The following is a 14,842-nucleotide window of genomic DNA, read 5'->3' as shown; positions in this document are numbered from 1 at the left end:
AACCCACCGGTGGCTGCAGGGGCGGCGCCGGCATCCCAACGTCACAGCAGGAGGCCGACGGATGATGACAGCCAATCCCGTTCGTGCGATCTCGCCATGACGCCCCCGACGGTCGCTGGCTGCCGCTGGCTTGATCTGCGCGGCGCCCGTGATCCGCGCGGCAGGATCAACTTCGTCGAGACCGGCACGGACCTCGATTTTCCGCTCAACCGCGCTTTCTGGATCCATGGTGTCCCGGCCGGCCAGAACCGCGGGCATCACGCCCATCGCGACGCGCGCCTGCTCATGGTTGCGCTGAGTGGCGCGGTCGACGTCGTGCTCGACGACGGACAACGGCGCGAGACCGTACATCTCGAAGGACCCGGCCTGGGTCTGATCTGCGACACCTGGGTTTGGCACGAACTGCACAACTTCGCGGCGGCGACGGTGGTGCTCGTCCTGTCTTCGACGGGTTACGCGGAGTCTGATTATATCCGCAACTATGATGACTTCCTGCGGGAAGTCCGGACACGAGGCTCTCGATGATTCCGTTTCTCGACCTGCGTGCTGCCTACCTCGAACTCAAGGAGGAGATCGACGCCGCGATGGGCCGCGTCGCCGCCTCGGGCTGGTACGTGCTGGGTGCCGAGGTCGCGGCCTTTGAGCAAGAGTTCGCCGCCTATTGCGGCACCAAGCATTGCGTGGGTGTCGCCAACGGGCTGGAAGCGTTGGAACTGGTGCTGCGTGCCTGGGATATCGGCGCCGGGGACGAGGTGATCGTGCCGTCGAGCACGTATATCGCGACATGGCTGGCCGTGTCGGCGTCCGGTGCCCGTCCGGTGCCCGTCGAACCCGATGTCCGCACAGCCAATCTCGACCCTGAACGCGTGGCCGCGGCGCTCACGGCACGCACCAAGGCCATCCTGCCCGTGCATCTCTACGGCCAACCGGCGGACATGGACCCGATCATGGAACTGGCCGCGCGCCACGGCCTGAAGGTGCTGGAGGATGTCGCCCAGGCCCAGGGGGCTCGGTACAAGGGCCGCCGAACCGGTGCATTGGCGCATGCCGGCGCATTCAGCTTTTTTCCGACCAAGAACATCGGTGCGTTGGGCGACGCCGGTGCGGTGACGACGGACGACGATCGCCTGGCGGACCGATTGCGCACATTGCGCAACTACGGTTCGAAGGTGAAGTACGTAAATATCGAAGCCGGCGTGAACTCGCGTCTCGACGAGCTGCAGGCGGCAATCCTGCGCGCCAAGCTGCCGGTGCTCGACGCCTGGAATGACCGTCGCCGGGCGCTGGCGGCGTACTATCGCGACCGTCTGGCTGGCGTCGATGTCATCGAACTGCCTTATGTACCGCAATGGGCCGATCCTGCGTGGCATCTCTTCACTGTCCGCGCGCCTGACCGCCGACGTGTCACCGAAGCGCTGGATGCGGCCAAGGTCGGCTGGCTCATCCACTACCCGATCCCACCCCACCTGCAGCAGGCCTACGCGTCGCTTGGCATGGGCCGTGGCGACCAGCCGCTGGCGGAGCAAATCGCCGAAACCATTCTCAGCTTGCCGATCTCACCCCATATGCCGACGGCGCACGTCGATACCGTCGTCAATGCGCTGCGCGGGCTGACGTGATGACGATCCAGGTGGTGCCTGTGGCCGTGGTGCTGCGACACTGGCGGTCAAGCATGGCGGCCGCGGCCAGCTCCTGGTTTGCCGTCGTCAGGCCATGCTGAAACTACTCAAGGCGATCGCGACCACCGGCAGTGCCAGTGGTTTGACTCTGCTGCTGGGACTCCTGACGAACAAGATCGTGGCCGTGACTCTGGGCCCGACCGGAAGCGGGTTGCTCGCTTCGTACAGATCGATCCACGAAATGGCGGCGTATCTGGGCACCATGGCAGGACCAACTGCCCAGGTACAGGCGCTCAGTTCAGTCGAAGGCGAGGCGCGGCGCCGGCGGCTCGTTGCGTGCGTCTGGTTGACGCTGACGGGCATGATAATCTTTTCGCTGGTGCTGCTGATCGGCGCGCCGCTGATCGCCGACCATTTCTTTCGGGATTCGTCGGCGGACACTGTTGTTGCAATACGCAGTCTGGTCATCACTCTGTGCGTGGCGCTCGCGGCCGTCATGGCGGCCGGACTCATCAACGTGTCGGGAGCCATCGGCTGGCTTGCCGTGGTCCAGATCTGCGGGTCAGTCGCGGCACTGATCCTCGCGTGGCCCTTGGCGACAGCCGCTGCCGGCGGATTGCAGCTGGCCTATGTCGGCATGATTCTTGTACCTATCACCGTTCAGTTGGTGGTTGCCGGCGTGGTGTGCCGGAAAAAAGGATGGTTCCCATCCCTCGGCTCTGCCTTCCGGGAACTCCCATCGCGAGCCGATCTGAAGCATTTTACGTATTTCTTCATCGCCAATATCGGTACTGGCCTGGTCGACAACGCAAGCATGCTTGCGCTGCGCGCCGCCATCATCGAAACCGAGGGACAGGCGGGCAACGGCCTGTTCCAGGCTGCCTGGATGCTGACGCAGCACAACCTCACGCTTCTGGTGGGCGTATTCGGCGTATACTTGCTTCCATTGCTGAGCATGCAGCACGATGAAGGCGAGCGCCGGCGCGTGCTCGACGAGACTCTGCCGGTGATCATCGTGCTGACCGTGATGCTGGCCGGCGGCGGGCTTTTGTTCATGCCCCTCGTCCTGCGATTGCTTTATTCGGATGCCTTCCTGCCCGCGATCGAGCCGCTGCGCTGGATGCTGATGGCCAATTTCTTCTCGGCCTTGCTTTCTACGTTCTACACGCTGATCGCGGCACGGGGCCGCCCCTTGATCAGCGCTGTCTTCAATTTGCCGTGGTATGTCGCGTTTGCCGGCTTTGGGATTTCGGTGCTGACCGGCAGACTTGATGTCAGTTCCATGGGCCTCAGTGACCTGGAAGCGATCGGCGCGGCGTTCTTCGTCATCAGCATACTTCGCCTGGCAGTCCAGATGGTCCTTTGCTGGCGCCTGACGTCGTATGTGCCAGCACTGTCCGTGTGGCGTACCGGTGCCGTCGGCTTCGCCGTGCTGATTGCCGCGGCCTGGATTGGCTGGTCGGCCCGGGAGGTCGATTGGCTGGTTTCCGTACCCGCTGCAGCCGTCGTATGCGCCATGCCGCTGTTGCTGCTCAATCGCAAGCGCCTCGATCTGCTGCGCACGTCGATACGCGCCCGGCTCGGCAGGTAGGCAGAGCGACGGCATCAAGCGCTGTCCGGCCCGATGCCGCGCGCTCAGGCTGAAGCACGGCTTTCGCATTGCAGCGGGCGGGACGACCACGCTGCCGGGAGCATGATCTCACCGCGAACGAAGCGGTTTTCGGTTGTCACGCCTGCAGACCCAGGCGTTCGCCGCGGTAGGCGCCGCTCATGACACGCTCCCACCAGGCACGGTTCTCGAGGAACCATCGGACCGTGTCACGCAGGCCCGATTCGAAGGTGTGGCGTGGGCGCCAGCCGATCTCGTGCTCGATCTTCGTCGGATCGATAGCATAGCGCTGGTCGTGGCCGGGTCGGTCGGTGACATATTGGATCAGACGCTCGTGCGGGCGTCCCTGGGCATCCGGCGCCATCTCGTCGAGCAGCGCGCAGATGGTGCGGACCACATCGATGTTGCGTCGTTCGCTGTGGCCACCGACGTTGTACGTCTCACCGATCTTGCCGCGCTCGAGTACGGCCAGCAGGGCTTCGGCATGGTCCTCGACATGCAGCCAATCCCGCACGTTCTCGCCCTTACCGTAGACGGGCAGCGGCTCGCCGCGCAACGCGCGGATAATGATCAGAGGGATCAGCTTCTCGGGGAAGTGGTAGGGGCCGTAGTTGTTGGAGCAGTTGGTGGCCAGCGTCGGCAGGCCATAGGTATGATGCCAGGCGCGCACCAGGTGATCTGACGATGCCTTGCTCGCAGAGTAGGGCGAGTTGGGCCGATAGGGTGTATCCTCGGTGAACAGGCCGGTGGCACCCAGCGAACCGAAGACCTCGTCGGTGGAAATGTGCTGAAACCGGAAGCGACGCTGGGCATCGGCCGACAACCCGCGCCAGTAGGCCAGCGCCGCTTCGAGCAAGGTCCACGTGCCGATGATATTGGTCGTGATGAAGGGGGCCGCGCCGTCGATCGAGCGGTCGACATGGCTTTCGGCGGCCAGGTGCAGGATGGCATCAGGCCGTTCCTCGGCAAGAACGCGGTCCAGAGCGGGTCGGTCACAAATGTCGGTGAGATGGAAGCGGTGGCGGGGATGGTCGAGCGCTTCGGCCAATGAGTCGCGATTGCCGGCATAGGTCAACTTGTCGAGCGTCACCACCTGCCAGGTCGTGCTGCGGATGGCGTGCCGGACCACGGCCGACCCGATAAAGCCGGCGCCGCCGGTCACAAGAATCTTCACCAAGCAACCTCCCGGATGGCCCGCAGCCAGCGCGGGGCTGGCCGGGGCAGTGACACCGCACCTGGATGGATGATATCGCAGGGCGCAAGGGTGTTGACCTCCCGGGTGCCCGGCTGTCAAGGGAGCCGTGACACCGCGGCCAGCGAGGGCGCTGGCTGGTACCAGCCAGTGCCCTTTTCGCTGGCATGGACGCTCCTGTTGGCCTTACATCCAAGGCGCAGCAGCAGGAGACTCGGCGTGGGCGCAGCGACCAGCGGCGGGACATTGCACGGCGCTGCCGGTTCCGACGACGGTGGCACCATCGTATTCGTGCACGGCATTGGCGGTGCCGCACGCGTGTGGGCGCCGCAGGTCATGTCGCTGACAGCCGCCGGCAAGCATCCTGTTGCCATCGACCTGCCGGGCTACGGTGGTCGCCCGCTGACTGGGGCCATGGATTTCGACGGCCTCGCGTCCGATCTCGAAGCAACCGTGGCCGGGCTGGGGCTCGAACGGCCGGTGCTCGTCGGTCATTCCATGGGTGGCATGGTGGTGCAGGCGGCATTGCGGCGGCGGCCGGCTGCCTATCGGGCAGCCGTTCTCTGCAATACCAGCCCCGCCTTCGGCAGCCCCGATGGCGACTTCCAGAGAAAATTCGTCGCCGACCGCCTGGCGCCGCTCGATGCCGGGGCCGGCATGCCGCAACTGGCGGCGTCCATGGTCGACCGTCTGATGGGGCCGACACCGGATGCGGCCGGGCGGGACCTGGCTGTCGCGGTCATGTCGGCGGTCCCGGAAGCGACGTATCGCGCGGCCGTCGCATGTCTCGTCCATTTCGATGAGCGTGCCAATCTGCCGCTGATCCGAGTGCCGGTGCTGTGTCTGGCCGGCGCGTACGACCAGGCGGCGCCGGCAGCGGCGATGGAACGGATGGCGGCCAGAATTCCAAACGCCCGATTCTGTTGCCTGGCGGGTGTCGGTCATCTGCCCAACCTGGAAATGCCGACAGCCTTTGACGCTGCGGTGATCGATTTCCTGAGCGACCTACCAATGTCCACCGCGGCCTGAGCGGAGTCGTTTGATGCCTGCACCCCAGACCGATACACGCGACGGCGATGCGCCGATGTTCGACCCGGATGCGTTTCGGCTGACACCGGAACAGGCCGATCTGATCAGCCTGGCGCGCCGCTTCGGCCAGCGCGTGTTGGCGCCGCGCGCTGCGCGTTACGATCGCGAAGCGACGTTTCCGATCGAGAACTTCCGGGACATGCATGGCGAAGGCCTGCTCTCGATCTGTGTCCCCAAGGCCGACGGCGGCCTTGGTGCCGACTATCAGACCTACTGTCTCGCTGCCGCCGAGCTTGGCCGCTACTGCGGCGCCACCGCACTCTCGTGGAACATGCATGTGGCCTCGACGCTGTGGCCCGGCGTTCTGGCCGACGAACTGCCGATGAACGCCGAGGACCGCGCCCTCCACGAGAAACGCCGGCGGCTGCACTATCATCGGATCGTGACGGACGGCGCTCTCTATGCGCAGCCTTTCTCCGAGGAGGGCGGGGCGGCCGCCGCCGGCAGCGTCGCGTTTGGAACTGAAGCACGGCCGGTGGACGGCGGCTTCATCGTCAACGGCAAGAAGATCTTTGCCTCGCTGTCAGGCTCGGCGGATTACTACGGCATCCTGTGCACAGCGCGTGCCGAAGGCGAGAGTGCCAGCCGGCGCAATACGCTCTTTCTGGCCATCCCGGCCAAGGCCCAGGGTGTCGAGGTCACGGGCGATTGGGATCCGTTGGGCATGCGCGGCACCGTCTCGCGCACCTTGCTGTTCAAGGATGTGTTCGTGCCGGCCGACGAGATGCTGATGCCGCGCGGGGTCTACTTCCAGGCCGCGACGCGCTGGCCGCACATGTTCCTGACCCTGACACCGACCTATGTCGGCCTCGCGCAGGCCGCCTTCGATTTCACGGTGGCGTATCTGCGCGGCGAAGTGCCGGGTGCGCCGCCGGTCAAACGACGCAGTTTCCCGCCCAAGCAGTTCGCCGTTGCGTCGATGTCCGTGACCCTGGAGCAGACCAAGACGCTGTGGTTCCAGGCGATCAGCGAAGCGCGGGCCAATCCGACCCGGGAGCAGGTGCTGCGCGCCTATGCGGCACAGCACACGGTCATGGAAAACGCCAACGCGATTGCCACGACCGCGATCCGGACCTGCGGTGGGCATGCCATGCTGAAGCGGTTCCCGCTGGAGCGCATCTATCGCGACAGCCGCTGTGGTGCGGTCATGCTGCCGTGGACGGCGGAGATCTGCCTCGAACGCATCGGGCGTGAGACATTGTACAAGCCCGGTGAGACGGACGACTGATTCGGGTGCGCCACACGGCGGAGACTGATGGATGGATCTCTCCGATCTCATCGAGCGCAATGCCGCGTTCACGCCGGACAAGGCGGCGATCCGTTTCCTGGGCCGGACGCTGACGTACGCAGGCTTTGCCGAGCGCATCGGCGCCGCTGCGCGCGGCCTGAAATCGCGCCTGGGGGTTGGCCCCGGTGATCGGGTCGCGATCCTGGCAGCGAACCATCCTGACTATCTGGTCCTGCTCTATGCCTGCGCCCGGCTCGGCGCCATGCTGGTGCCGCTCAACTGGCGTCTTGCCGCGGCAGAGCAGGCGTTCATCCTGTCGGATGCTGGCGTGAAGGTGCTGGTCGTCGAAGAGGCTTTCGCCGCCGTCACGCCGTTGCTGAAACAGGCGTTGCCGGATGCGCGGATCGTCGGCATCGATTTCCAACCCGAAAGCGGTTCGTTCGAGCAGATGTTGGATCATGGTCGCGGCGCGGATCGCAGCCCGCATGTCGACATCACATGCCCGCTGCTGATTGTCTACACGTCGGGTACGACAGGGCGTCCCAAAGGCGCCGTCCTGCGTCAGGAGGCGCTCGTGTGGAATGCGGCGATGAGCCAGCATGTGCACGGGCTCACCGCCGACGACCACGTCCTGACGGCGCTGCCGCTGTTTCACGTCGGCGGCCTCAACATCCAGACCACGCCGGCGCTGCAGGTCGGCGCGACCGTGACCCTGCATCCGCGATTTACGCCCGAGACGACATTGGTGGCCCTTGCCCTGGATGCGCCGACGCTCGTGGTCCTCGTGCCGGCCATGATCCAGGCCTTGACGGCACATTCGGACTGGCAGGACACGAGCCTTGCCAGCTTGCGTGCGGTCACCACTGGGTCGACCATCGTGCCGCAGCCGCTGATCGACGTGATCACCGCGCGTGGTATCCCGGTGCTGCAGGTGTACGGTTCGACGGAAACATGCCCGATCGCGGTCTATACCCGGCTCGGCGGCGATACGGGGCGCGGCAACGCGGTCGGTCTGCCCGGCATCCACTGCGAGGCGCGTGTCGTGGACGATGAAGGCCGGGAGGTGGCGCACGGCACCGCGGGCGAGGTGGTGGTGCGCGGGCCCAATGTCTTCCAGGAGTACTGGGGCAATGAAGCCGCCACGCGCGAGGCGTTGCGCGACGGCTGGTATTGCACCGGCGATATCGCGACGCGGGATGCCGAGGGCTACTTTCATATCCACGACCGCAAGAAAAACATGATCATTTCCGGCGGCGAGAACATCTATCCGGCCGAGATCGAGCGCGTGTTGGGTGATCATCCCGCCGTCGCGGAATCGGCCGTCATCGGTCGCGCCGATCCGAAATGGCAGGAAGTGCCGGTTGCCTATGTCGTGCTGCGTGCGGGCCTGTCGGTCGATGCCGAGGGGTTGGTCCACCATCTCGCCGTGCATCTCGCGCGCTTCAAGATTCCGCGCGACTTCGTCTTTGTCGACGACCTGCCGCACACGGCCTTGGGCAAGGTGCAGCATTTCCGGTTGAAGGAAATGGTACAGGCGACGCAAGCAACAACGGGAGCGGCGTGATGCGCATTGCGGTGTTGGGCGGCGGCAACGGCTCGTTCGCGGCGGCCGGCGATCTTGCCATGGCAGGCCATGAGGTTCGCCTGTGGCGGCGCGATGCCGGGGCCGTGGCGGCCCATCGCGATGCCGGCAGCCGTATCCTGGTGAAGGACTTCAATGGACGCCATGATGTTGCCGTGTCGCTGGTCACCGGCGACATGGGCGCCGCCGTCCATGACGCGGCGCTGATCCTCTGCCCGGCGCCAGCGACGGCGCAAAGGGATATCGCGCGCCTGCTGGCGCCGCATCTTGCCGATGGACAGGTGGTGTACCTGCCACCCGGTACGTTCGGCACGCTGCTGTTTGCCCAGGCGGCGCGGGCGGCCGGCAATCGCGCCGATGCCGCCTTCGCCGAGACCGGCACGTTGCCGTGGCTGACCCGCAAGCACGGGCCCTTCGAGGTTGCCATCACCGTGCGCGCCAAACGCCTGCCGACCGGCGTCTTTCCGCTCACCCGCAAGGATCAGGCGCTCGAGGTGATCGCCGAGGCCTTTCCGGGTGTGATCGAGGACTGCGGCGATGCGCTGTCGGGCGCGCTGATGAACGCCGGCCCCATCATTCACCCGCCGCTGATCACGATGAACGCCGGTCCGCTCGAACACTTCGAGCGCTGGGACATTCACAAGGAGGGTACCCAGCCGGCGATCCGGCGCGTGACGGACGCATTGGATGCCGAACGCATCGCGGTGCGCACGGCTCTGGGCTATGGGCCACCGCATTTTCCGCTCGCCAATCACTATGCCAAGGAAGGCGATATCTGGATGTACGGTCGCGGTTCGCATGACCGCCTGACCGATTCCGGCGACTGGCGTGAGCGCATCGTGCTCACGGCGCACCGCTACATGCTGGAAGATACGCACATCGGGCTGTCCTTCCTGGTCTCGGTCGGCGAACTCGCCGGTGTTCCGACGCCGCTGGCGCGCGCGTTCGCCGCCATCGGCGGAGCCGTCTGCGGCATCGACGCCCTGGAAACGGGACGCACCCTGACCGGTCTGGGGCTGGGTCACCTCGACCGTGCCGGCCTGCAGCAGCTCCTCAATGCGGGGTTCAGTTGATGGTCCGGGTGCCCATCGCCTCCCTGGGGGCCGGCCGCATGGGGCGTGGCATCGCCGTGGCGTTCGCCTATGCCGGCCATCCCGTGAGCCTGGTCGACCTGAAGCCGCGGGCGCCGGCTGCGTTCGCTGATCTGGCGCACGCTGCGCGCGAGGAGGTACGACAGACGCTGCGTGTTCTGGCGCAGCTCGGCGTTTTCCCCGAGGACGCCGTCGACATCATCGCGGCGCGGGTCTCGGTCGTGGCCGAACCCGATGCGGCTGCCGCCCTGTCGTCGGCGGCCGTCGTCTTCGAGGGTGTACCGGAAGTGGTCGACGTCAAGCGCGCGGTCCTGGCGCGGGCGAGCCGGCTGGCCGGGCCGCAGCCGATCATCGCCTCGACGACGTCGACCATTCTGGTCGACGATCTCTCGGATGCGGTCGAGCATCCGGCGCGCTTCCTCAACGCGCACTGGCTCAATCCGGCCTATCTCGTGCCGTTGATCGAGCTGTCGCCGGGCGTCCGCACCGACGCGGCTGTAACGACCAGGCTGCGGGCGTTGCTGGAGGGAATCGGCAAGGTGCCTGTCGTCTGTGCGGCGCGTCCGGGCTACATCGTGCCGCGGATCCAGGCGTTGGCGATGAACGAAGCCGCCCGCATGGTCGAGGAGGGGGTGGCGACGGCGGAGGAAATCGACAAGGCCATCAAGTACGGCTTCGGCTTCCGGTTCGCCGTGCTGGGCCTGCTGGAGTTCATCGACTGGGGCGGCGGCGACATTCTGTACTACGCCAGCCGCTACCTGACCCAGGCCCTGGGCAGCGACCGCTATGCCTCACCCGACATCGTCGAGCGCAACATGAAGGAAGGCCATATCGGCTTCACGACGGGCCGGGGCTTTCTCGACTACGGCAATCTCGACCTCGACGCCCATCGCCGCGAGCGCCTGAAAGCATTCGTCGCCATGCTCGGCCAGCTCGGGCTGGCCAAGCCGCCGGTGCTGGAATAGCCCTAGCCGAAGACGTCCTGCAGGACGCCGTCGCGTACCACCACGGTATTGTCGACCGTGATGGTGGTGCGCATCACCGGGATGTCGAAGTGGCCGGCCGTGTAGCGGCCCGCGAACTCGTTGGCGCCGGTCGAGAACAGGAAGTTGCCGGCCACGGCGCGCAGCTCGGTGCCGTTGAAGTCGCGCTGATCGTACATCGCCAGGGACTCGTAGCGCGCCTGCTGGTTCATGCCGAACCCGACATGGGATACCGCGTAGGCTTCGCGATCGCCCCACGCCGCCAGATAGGCGCGCATCATCTCGGCGTCGGCGCCGCTGCCCTCGACGCGCGTAACGTAGTCGCTCTCCAGGGTCAGCGTGACCGGCGCCTCCAGATAACGCTTGAAGGTGAGGTTGACGTCACCGCGGTCGAGTACCAGCGTGCCGTTTACGGTGCCGCCCTTGGGGAAGCTCACGACCATGCCGCCAGGCCAATGCGTGAGGGTGCCCGGCTTGTCGGTCCAACCCCAGACTCCGGCCGTCGATGCACCGGTCATGTCGATGGCCATGTCGGTGCCGGCCGCCGAGGTCACCGTCATGCGTTTGGCCGCCCGCATCATCTTGGCGGCCGCCCGCACGCGCGCTGCCAGCTGATCGTCCGGCCGCAGGCGCTCCAGCGCCTCGGGGTGCTCGTTCGAAATGTAGAGAACACGGGCGCCGGCCTTGAGGATCTGCGGCGTCTCGGGCGCATGCATCAGGCCTTCCAGCGTACAGTCGGCCACGAAGACCGCCTGGCCCAGCGCGCTGACGACGGGCGCCAGGCCGCCGATCGCCACGCTGGCGCCGGTCGACCGGATCGGTACCGGATACGCGTTGCGTGGGGTTGGCAGCACGATATGGAAGGGACGGCTTCCCAGCCGCAGCAATGCCAGCTCGGCCAGATGTACATTGAGCTGCCGCGATTGTGTTTCCGACAGGATGACGGCGCTGTCGCCCTCTTTGACGCCGCACTTCGCGAACGTCTCGCAGAAGGCGTCAATCCACTTCCCTTCGATCCGATCGGAGAGCATTCACCATCTCCTCATGCTGGGTTGCCGGCATGGTACATGAGAAAAATGCCGCATCGCCAGCCCCGCGAGGCTAGTCGGCCTCGGGGAAGCCGGCCAGCAGACGCCGGCGCACCGCGTTGAAACCGGCGTTCAACAGCAGGCCCAGCAGCGAGATCGTGATCAGCGGCACGAACATGTCGACGGACTGGAAGTTGCGGGCGGCGCGCACCAGCAGATGCCCCAGGCCATCGGTCGATGTGATCATCTCGGCCAGGAACACCACGATGCAGGAAATCACGAGCGCGATGCGGCAGCCCGTGAGGATCGAGGGCAGCGCCGCCGGCAGGATCACGGTCAGCAGGCAGCGCAACCGGGAAGCGCCGGCGGCGAGGGCGGACCAGGCGAGCTTGGGCTCGACCGCCGCGGTGCCCTGTGACGTGGCCAGCAGGATCGGGAAGACCGCATCGGCCACCACCAGGGCGATCTTCGAGGCATCCTCGAACCCCAGCGTCAGGATGAAGGCGGGGTAGAGCGCGATCTTGGGCACCGGCGCCAGCACACGCACCAGAGGCGTGATGGCGGCACCGACCCAGCGGCTGCCGGTCATGGCAACCCCCAGCGTGACACCGACCACGACCGCGATGGCAAAGCCGGCGAACAATCGTCCCAGCGTGGTCGCCGCGTGATCCAGATAGGCGAGCGAGCCGAATTGCTGCAGCAGGCGCGTGAACACCGTCCCCGGCGCCGGCAGCAGGGATGGCGGTGCGATGCCGGACATGGCGATGACCTGCCACAGCGCAATGATGAGCAGGATCGGTACGCTGCCGATGAGGGCCGCGGCGAGGGGAGCGGTCAGTGCCTTCACGTCGTGCCCGCCAGGATCGGGTGCGCCGGCTCGGCCCACGCCACAAGCCGGCCACGCAGCCACTCAAAGGCGGCATCGAGCGCGAAGCCCAGCGCGCCGATGATGATGATCGTGGCGTAGACGGTGTCGTACTGCGCCATGTCGAGCGAATTGAACAGGATGTTGCCGACCCCGGTCTGCCGCGCGATCATTTCGCTGGTGACCATGGTGATCAGCGCCAGCACGAGGCCGACGCGGCAGCCGGCCAGGATGTCGGGCAGCGCCGCCGGCAGCACGATGCGCACCAGGCGGGCCGGCGCGGTCATGCCCATCGCGGCAGCCGACCACAGCATTTTTTGCTCGACGGCGCGACTGCCCTGGTAGCTGTGGTAGATCACCGGCAAGGTGACGCCGAGGAAGATCACGAGGGTCTTCGACGCGTCACCGACGCCCAGCCACAGCATGATGACCGGCATCAGCGCCGCCTTCGGCACCGGATAGATCACCATCAGCAGGGGATTGAAGAACGCCGCGACGTGCCGGCTGCGGCCCATCGTCAGGCCGACCGGGACCGCGACCGCCACGCCCAGCGCGAAGCCGACAACCATGCGGCGCAGCGATGCGCCGATGTTCAGAAGCGCTTCAGGATCGCCGAGGATGGCCGGGACTTGCGCCAGTGCCTGCGACGCCGGCGGCAGTCCGTCGATGCGCGCCAGACGCGCGCCGATCTCCCAGGCCACGAACAAGGCAGCGCATGCGATGGCGGCGGCCAGCGCCGGGGCGGGGCCAGTGCGGGTCATCGGCGTGGTTCCGGCGCCGGTTCTTCCATCAGCCGCTCGATGTTCACCACGTAGTCCTGAAAGCGGCGATCCAGCAACAGGTCGGCGCGACTGCGCGGCCGCGGCAGGTCGATGGCAATCACGTCCTTCACGCGTCCCGGTGAGCGGCTCATCATCACGATCCGGTCGGACAGGAAGACCGCTTCCTCGACGCTGTGGGTGACGAACATCACCGTCTTGCGGTCACGCTCCCAGATCTCCAGCAGATCGTTCTGCAGACGCGTGCGCGTGTGAGCGTCGAGCGACCCGAACGGCTCGTCCATCAGCAGGATGCTGGGACCGTAAGCCAGCGTGCGCGCGATGGCGACGCGCTGCTTCATGCCGCCGGATAGCTCCTTGGGATAGAACGACTCATATCCGCCCAGGTGGACCATGGCGATCAGCTCGCGCGCCCGTGCCGTTGCCTGGGCACGCCTCACGCCTTGCCGTTCGAGGCCGTACATGACGTTGCCCAACACAGTCTTCCAGGGGAACAGGGCGAACTCCTGGAACACCGGGCCGCGGTCAGGGCTGGGGCCGCTGACGCGCGCGCCCTTGACGAGGACAGCACCTGTCGACGGCGGAATGAAGCCGCCGACGATGTAGAGCAACGTCGACTTGCCGCAGCCGGACGGGCCGAGGATCGAGACGAATTCGCCGGCCGCGATGTCCAGCGAGATATCGGCCAGCGCCAGATGCCGGCGTCCCTTGCCGCTGTCGAACGTCTTGGTGACCGAAGCGATGGCGATCATCGTTGCGGGACGGGGTACCGGCACTACTCCAGGGGCGCGACGATCGAGCTGTGCCTGAAGGTCTGGGCGTCGAGCTTCTTGGGCAGCATGCCGGTCTCGGCATAGATGTCGAGCATGGCCTGGATGCCCTCAAAATTCGGCTTGGCGCCAGCCTCGCGGGCGAAATCGTTGGGCTTGAGCAGATAGGTGTCGAGCACCTGGACCGGCGCCTTGGTCACCTCGGAGACGACCTTCAACGTCTCGTCGCGGTTGGCCACCGCCTTGGCCATGCCGGCGGTCAGGTCGCGCACATAGGCGCGCACCAGGTCGGCATTCTTATCGACGAAGTCCTTCCGGCACACTTCGAGGATGTGCACGATGTTCTGCTGCTGGTCGGCCAGCGAGAACAGCTTGCGCAAGCCACCCTTGGCCTCGGCGCGCGCGGCGAAGGGCTGGTTCAGCACGCCGACATCGACACGCCCGGCGCGGATCGCGTCCTCGGACGCGGGAAAGCCGGTTTCGACCAGCTTGATATCCTTTTCGGCATCGACGCCGTGGCGCTTGAGCAGCAGGGCCATCGGGCCATAGATGCCGGAGCCGAACACGTTGATGCCGACGCTCTTGCCCTTCATGTCGGCGATGGTCTTGATCGGCGAATCGTCCTTCACGGCCCAGTAGACCGAGAAGCTGCCCGGCTTTTCGCCGACGTGCTGGGCCACGATGTAGGTCGCGAGGTTGGCCTGGATGGCGCCCTGCGCCATCGACAGGACGCCCTGTGTCGAGCAGTCCAGCGCACCGGCCGCCATCGCCTGCACCATCGGCGCCGTACCCTGGAACTGTATCCACTCGACCTTGTAGGTCTTGCCGAGATTGGTGAACTGATCGGGGCGCCGCATCATCCAGTACTTGGACTCCTCGGCCGGGATCGTCCAGCCGACGCGGATCGTCGGCTGCGCCTGGGCCGCCGGCAATGCCAGCAGCCACATCGCGGCGCACAGCGCCGCGCCCAGAATCCGCGTCATGTGACCTCTCGCTTTTTCGTTTGA

General features: G+C 66.2%; 14 protein-coding genes. 8 read left to right on the top strand and 6 right to left on the bottom strand.

Going from position 1 to position 14,842, the window contains the following annotated elements; all coding sequences use genetic code 11:
- Nucleotides 1-96 precede the first annotated feature (96 nt).
- The 3 genes from FQU96_RS06390 (at nucleotide 97) to FQU96_RS06380 (ending at nucleotide 3,210) form a co-directional block, all read left to right on the top strand.
- Nucleotides 97-525, top strand: coding sequence for an FdtA/QdtA family cupin domain-containing protein (locus FQU96_RS06390; RefSeq protein ID WP_146540049.1), 429 nt, complete (start codon nucleotides 97-99; stop codon nucleotides 523-525).
- A complete protein-coding gene (locus FQU96_RS06385; protein WP_146540048.1) occupies nucleotides 522-1,619 on the top strand; it encodes a DegT/DnrJ/EryC1/StrS aminotransferase family protein in 1,098 nt (365 codons plus the stop codon). Before FQU96_RS06390 ends, FQU96_RS06385 begins: the two co-directional genes overlap by 4 nt.
- Before the next feature lie 94 nt (nucleotides 1,620-1,713).
- Nucleotides 1,714-3,210 carry a hypothetical protein gene (locus tag FQU96_RS06380; protein ID WP_146540047.1) on the top strand — a complete coding sequence of 499 codons (1,497 nt, stop codon included), beginning with the start codon at nucleotides 1,714-1,716 and terminating at the stop codon, nucleotides 3,208-3,210.
- Between the two features lie 136 nt (nucleotides 3,211-3,346).
- Here the strand turns inward: FQU96_RS06380 and rfbB are convergent, their stop codons facing one another.
- A complete protein-coding gene (gene rfbB / locus FQU96_RS06375; RefSeq protein ID WP_218574625.1) occupies nucleotides 3,347-4,402 on the bottom strand; it encodes a dTDP-glucose 4,6-dehydratase in 1,056 nt (351 codons plus the stop codon).
- Nucleotides 4,403-4,639: 237 nt separating this feature from the next.
- Here rfbB and FQU96_RS06370 point away from each other — a divergent pair, with 237 nt between their 5' ends.
- From FQU96_RS06370 to FQU96_RS06350, 5 genes are read left to right on the top strand one after another with little or no spacing between them, the layout of a single operon-like run.
- Complete coding sequence (locus FQU96_RS06370; RefSeq protein ID WP_178130342.1) at nucleotides 4,640-5,449, top strand: alpha/beta fold hydrolase; 810 nt, start codon at nucleotides 4,640-4,642, stop codon at nucleotides 5,447-5,449.
- A 13-nt stretch (nucleotides 5,450-5,462) separates the two neighbouring features.
- Nucleotides 5,463-6,737 (top strand): acyl-CoA dehydrogenase family protein, encoded by a 1,275-nt coding sequence (locus FQU96_RS06365; RefSeq protein ID WP_255467882.1) that lies wholly within the window; start codon nucleotides 5,463-5,465, stop codon nucleotides 6,735-6,737.
- A 31-nt stretch (nucleotides 6,738-6,768) separates the two neighbouring features.
- Complete coding sequence (locus tag FQU96_RS06360) at nucleotides 6,769-8,301, top strand: class I adenylate-forming enzyme family protein (RefSeq protein WP_146540044.1); 1,533 nt, start codon at nucleotides 6,769-6,771, stop codon at nucleotides 8,299-8,301.
- The gene (locus FQU96_RS06355) at nucleotides 8,301-9,392 is read left to right on the top strand and encodes an NAD/NADP-dependent octopine/nopaline dehydrogenase family protein (protein WP_146540043.1); all 1,092 of its coding nucleotides are present in this window, start codon (nucleotides 8,301-8,303) and stop codon (nucleotides 9,390-9,392) included. Before FQU96_RS06360 ends, FQU96_RS06355 begins: the two co-directional genes overlap by 1 nt.
- Nucleotides 9,389-10,375: a 3-hydroxybutyryl-CoA dehydrogenase gene (locus FQU96_RS06350; RefSeq protein WP_370461348.1), complete on the top strand. Its 987-nt coding sequence runs from the start codon at nucleotides 9,389-9,391 to the stop codon at nucleotides 10,373-10,375. The genes FQU96_RS06355 and FQU96_RS06350 overlap by 4 nt, the downstream gene beginning before the upstream one ends.
- 2 nt (nucleotides 10,376-10,377) lie before the next feature.
- Here FQU96_RS06350 and FQU96_RS06345 read toward each other — a convergent pair whose 3' ends face one another.
- The 5 genes from FQU96_RS06345 to FQU96_RS06325 form a co-directional block, all read right to left on the bottom strand.
- Nucleotides 10,378-11,424: a peptidase M29 gene (locus FQU96_RS06345; protein WP_146540041.1), complete on the bottom strand. Its 1,047-nt coding sequence runs from the start codon at nucleotides 11,422-11,424 to the stop codon at nucleotides 10,378-10,380.
- Nucleotides 11,425-11,494: 70 nt separating this feature from the next.
- The gene (locus FQU96_RS06340; protein ID WP_255467919.1) at nucleotides 11,495-12,259 is read right to left on the bottom strand and encodes an ABC transporter permease; all 765 of its coding nucleotides are present in this window, start codon (nucleotides 12,257-12,259) and stop codon (nucleotides 11,495-11,497) included.
- 5 nt (nucleotides 12,260-12,264) lie between these two features.
- Nucleotides 12,265-13,047 carry an ABC transporter permease gene (locus FQU96_RS06335; protein WP_146540040.1) on the bottom strand — a complete coding sequence of 261 codons (783 nt, stop codon included), beginning with the start codon at nucleotides 13,045-13,047 and terminating at the stop codon, nucleotides 12,265-12,267.
- Nucleotides 13,044-13,817: an ABC transporter ATP-binding protein gene (locus tag FQU96_RS06330; RefSeq protein WP_146540039.1), complete on the bottom strand. Its 774-nt coding sequence runs from the start codon at nucleotides 13,815-13,817 to the stop codon at nucleotides 13,044-13,046. Before FQU96_RS06330 ends, FQU96_RS06335 begins: the two co-directional genes overlap by 4 nt.
- Before the next feature lie 23 nt (nucleotides 13,818-13,840).
- Complete coding sequence (locus FQU96_RS06325; protein WP_146540038.1) at nucleotides 13,841-14,818, bottom strand: ABC transporter substrate-binding protein; 978 nt, start codon at nucleotides 14,816-14,818, stop codon at nucleotides 13,841-13,843.
- Between the last annotated feature and the right edge of the window lie 24 nt (nucleotides 14,819-14,842).

This window comes from Reyranella sp. CPCC 100927 (assembly GCF_007859315.1).
Lineage (GTDB): Bacteria > Pseudomonadota > Alphaproteobacteria > Reyranellales > Reyranellaceae > Vineibacter.
Note: the sequence above shows the minus strand (reverse complement) of the source record. Positions and strands in the feature narration are given on the sequence as shown.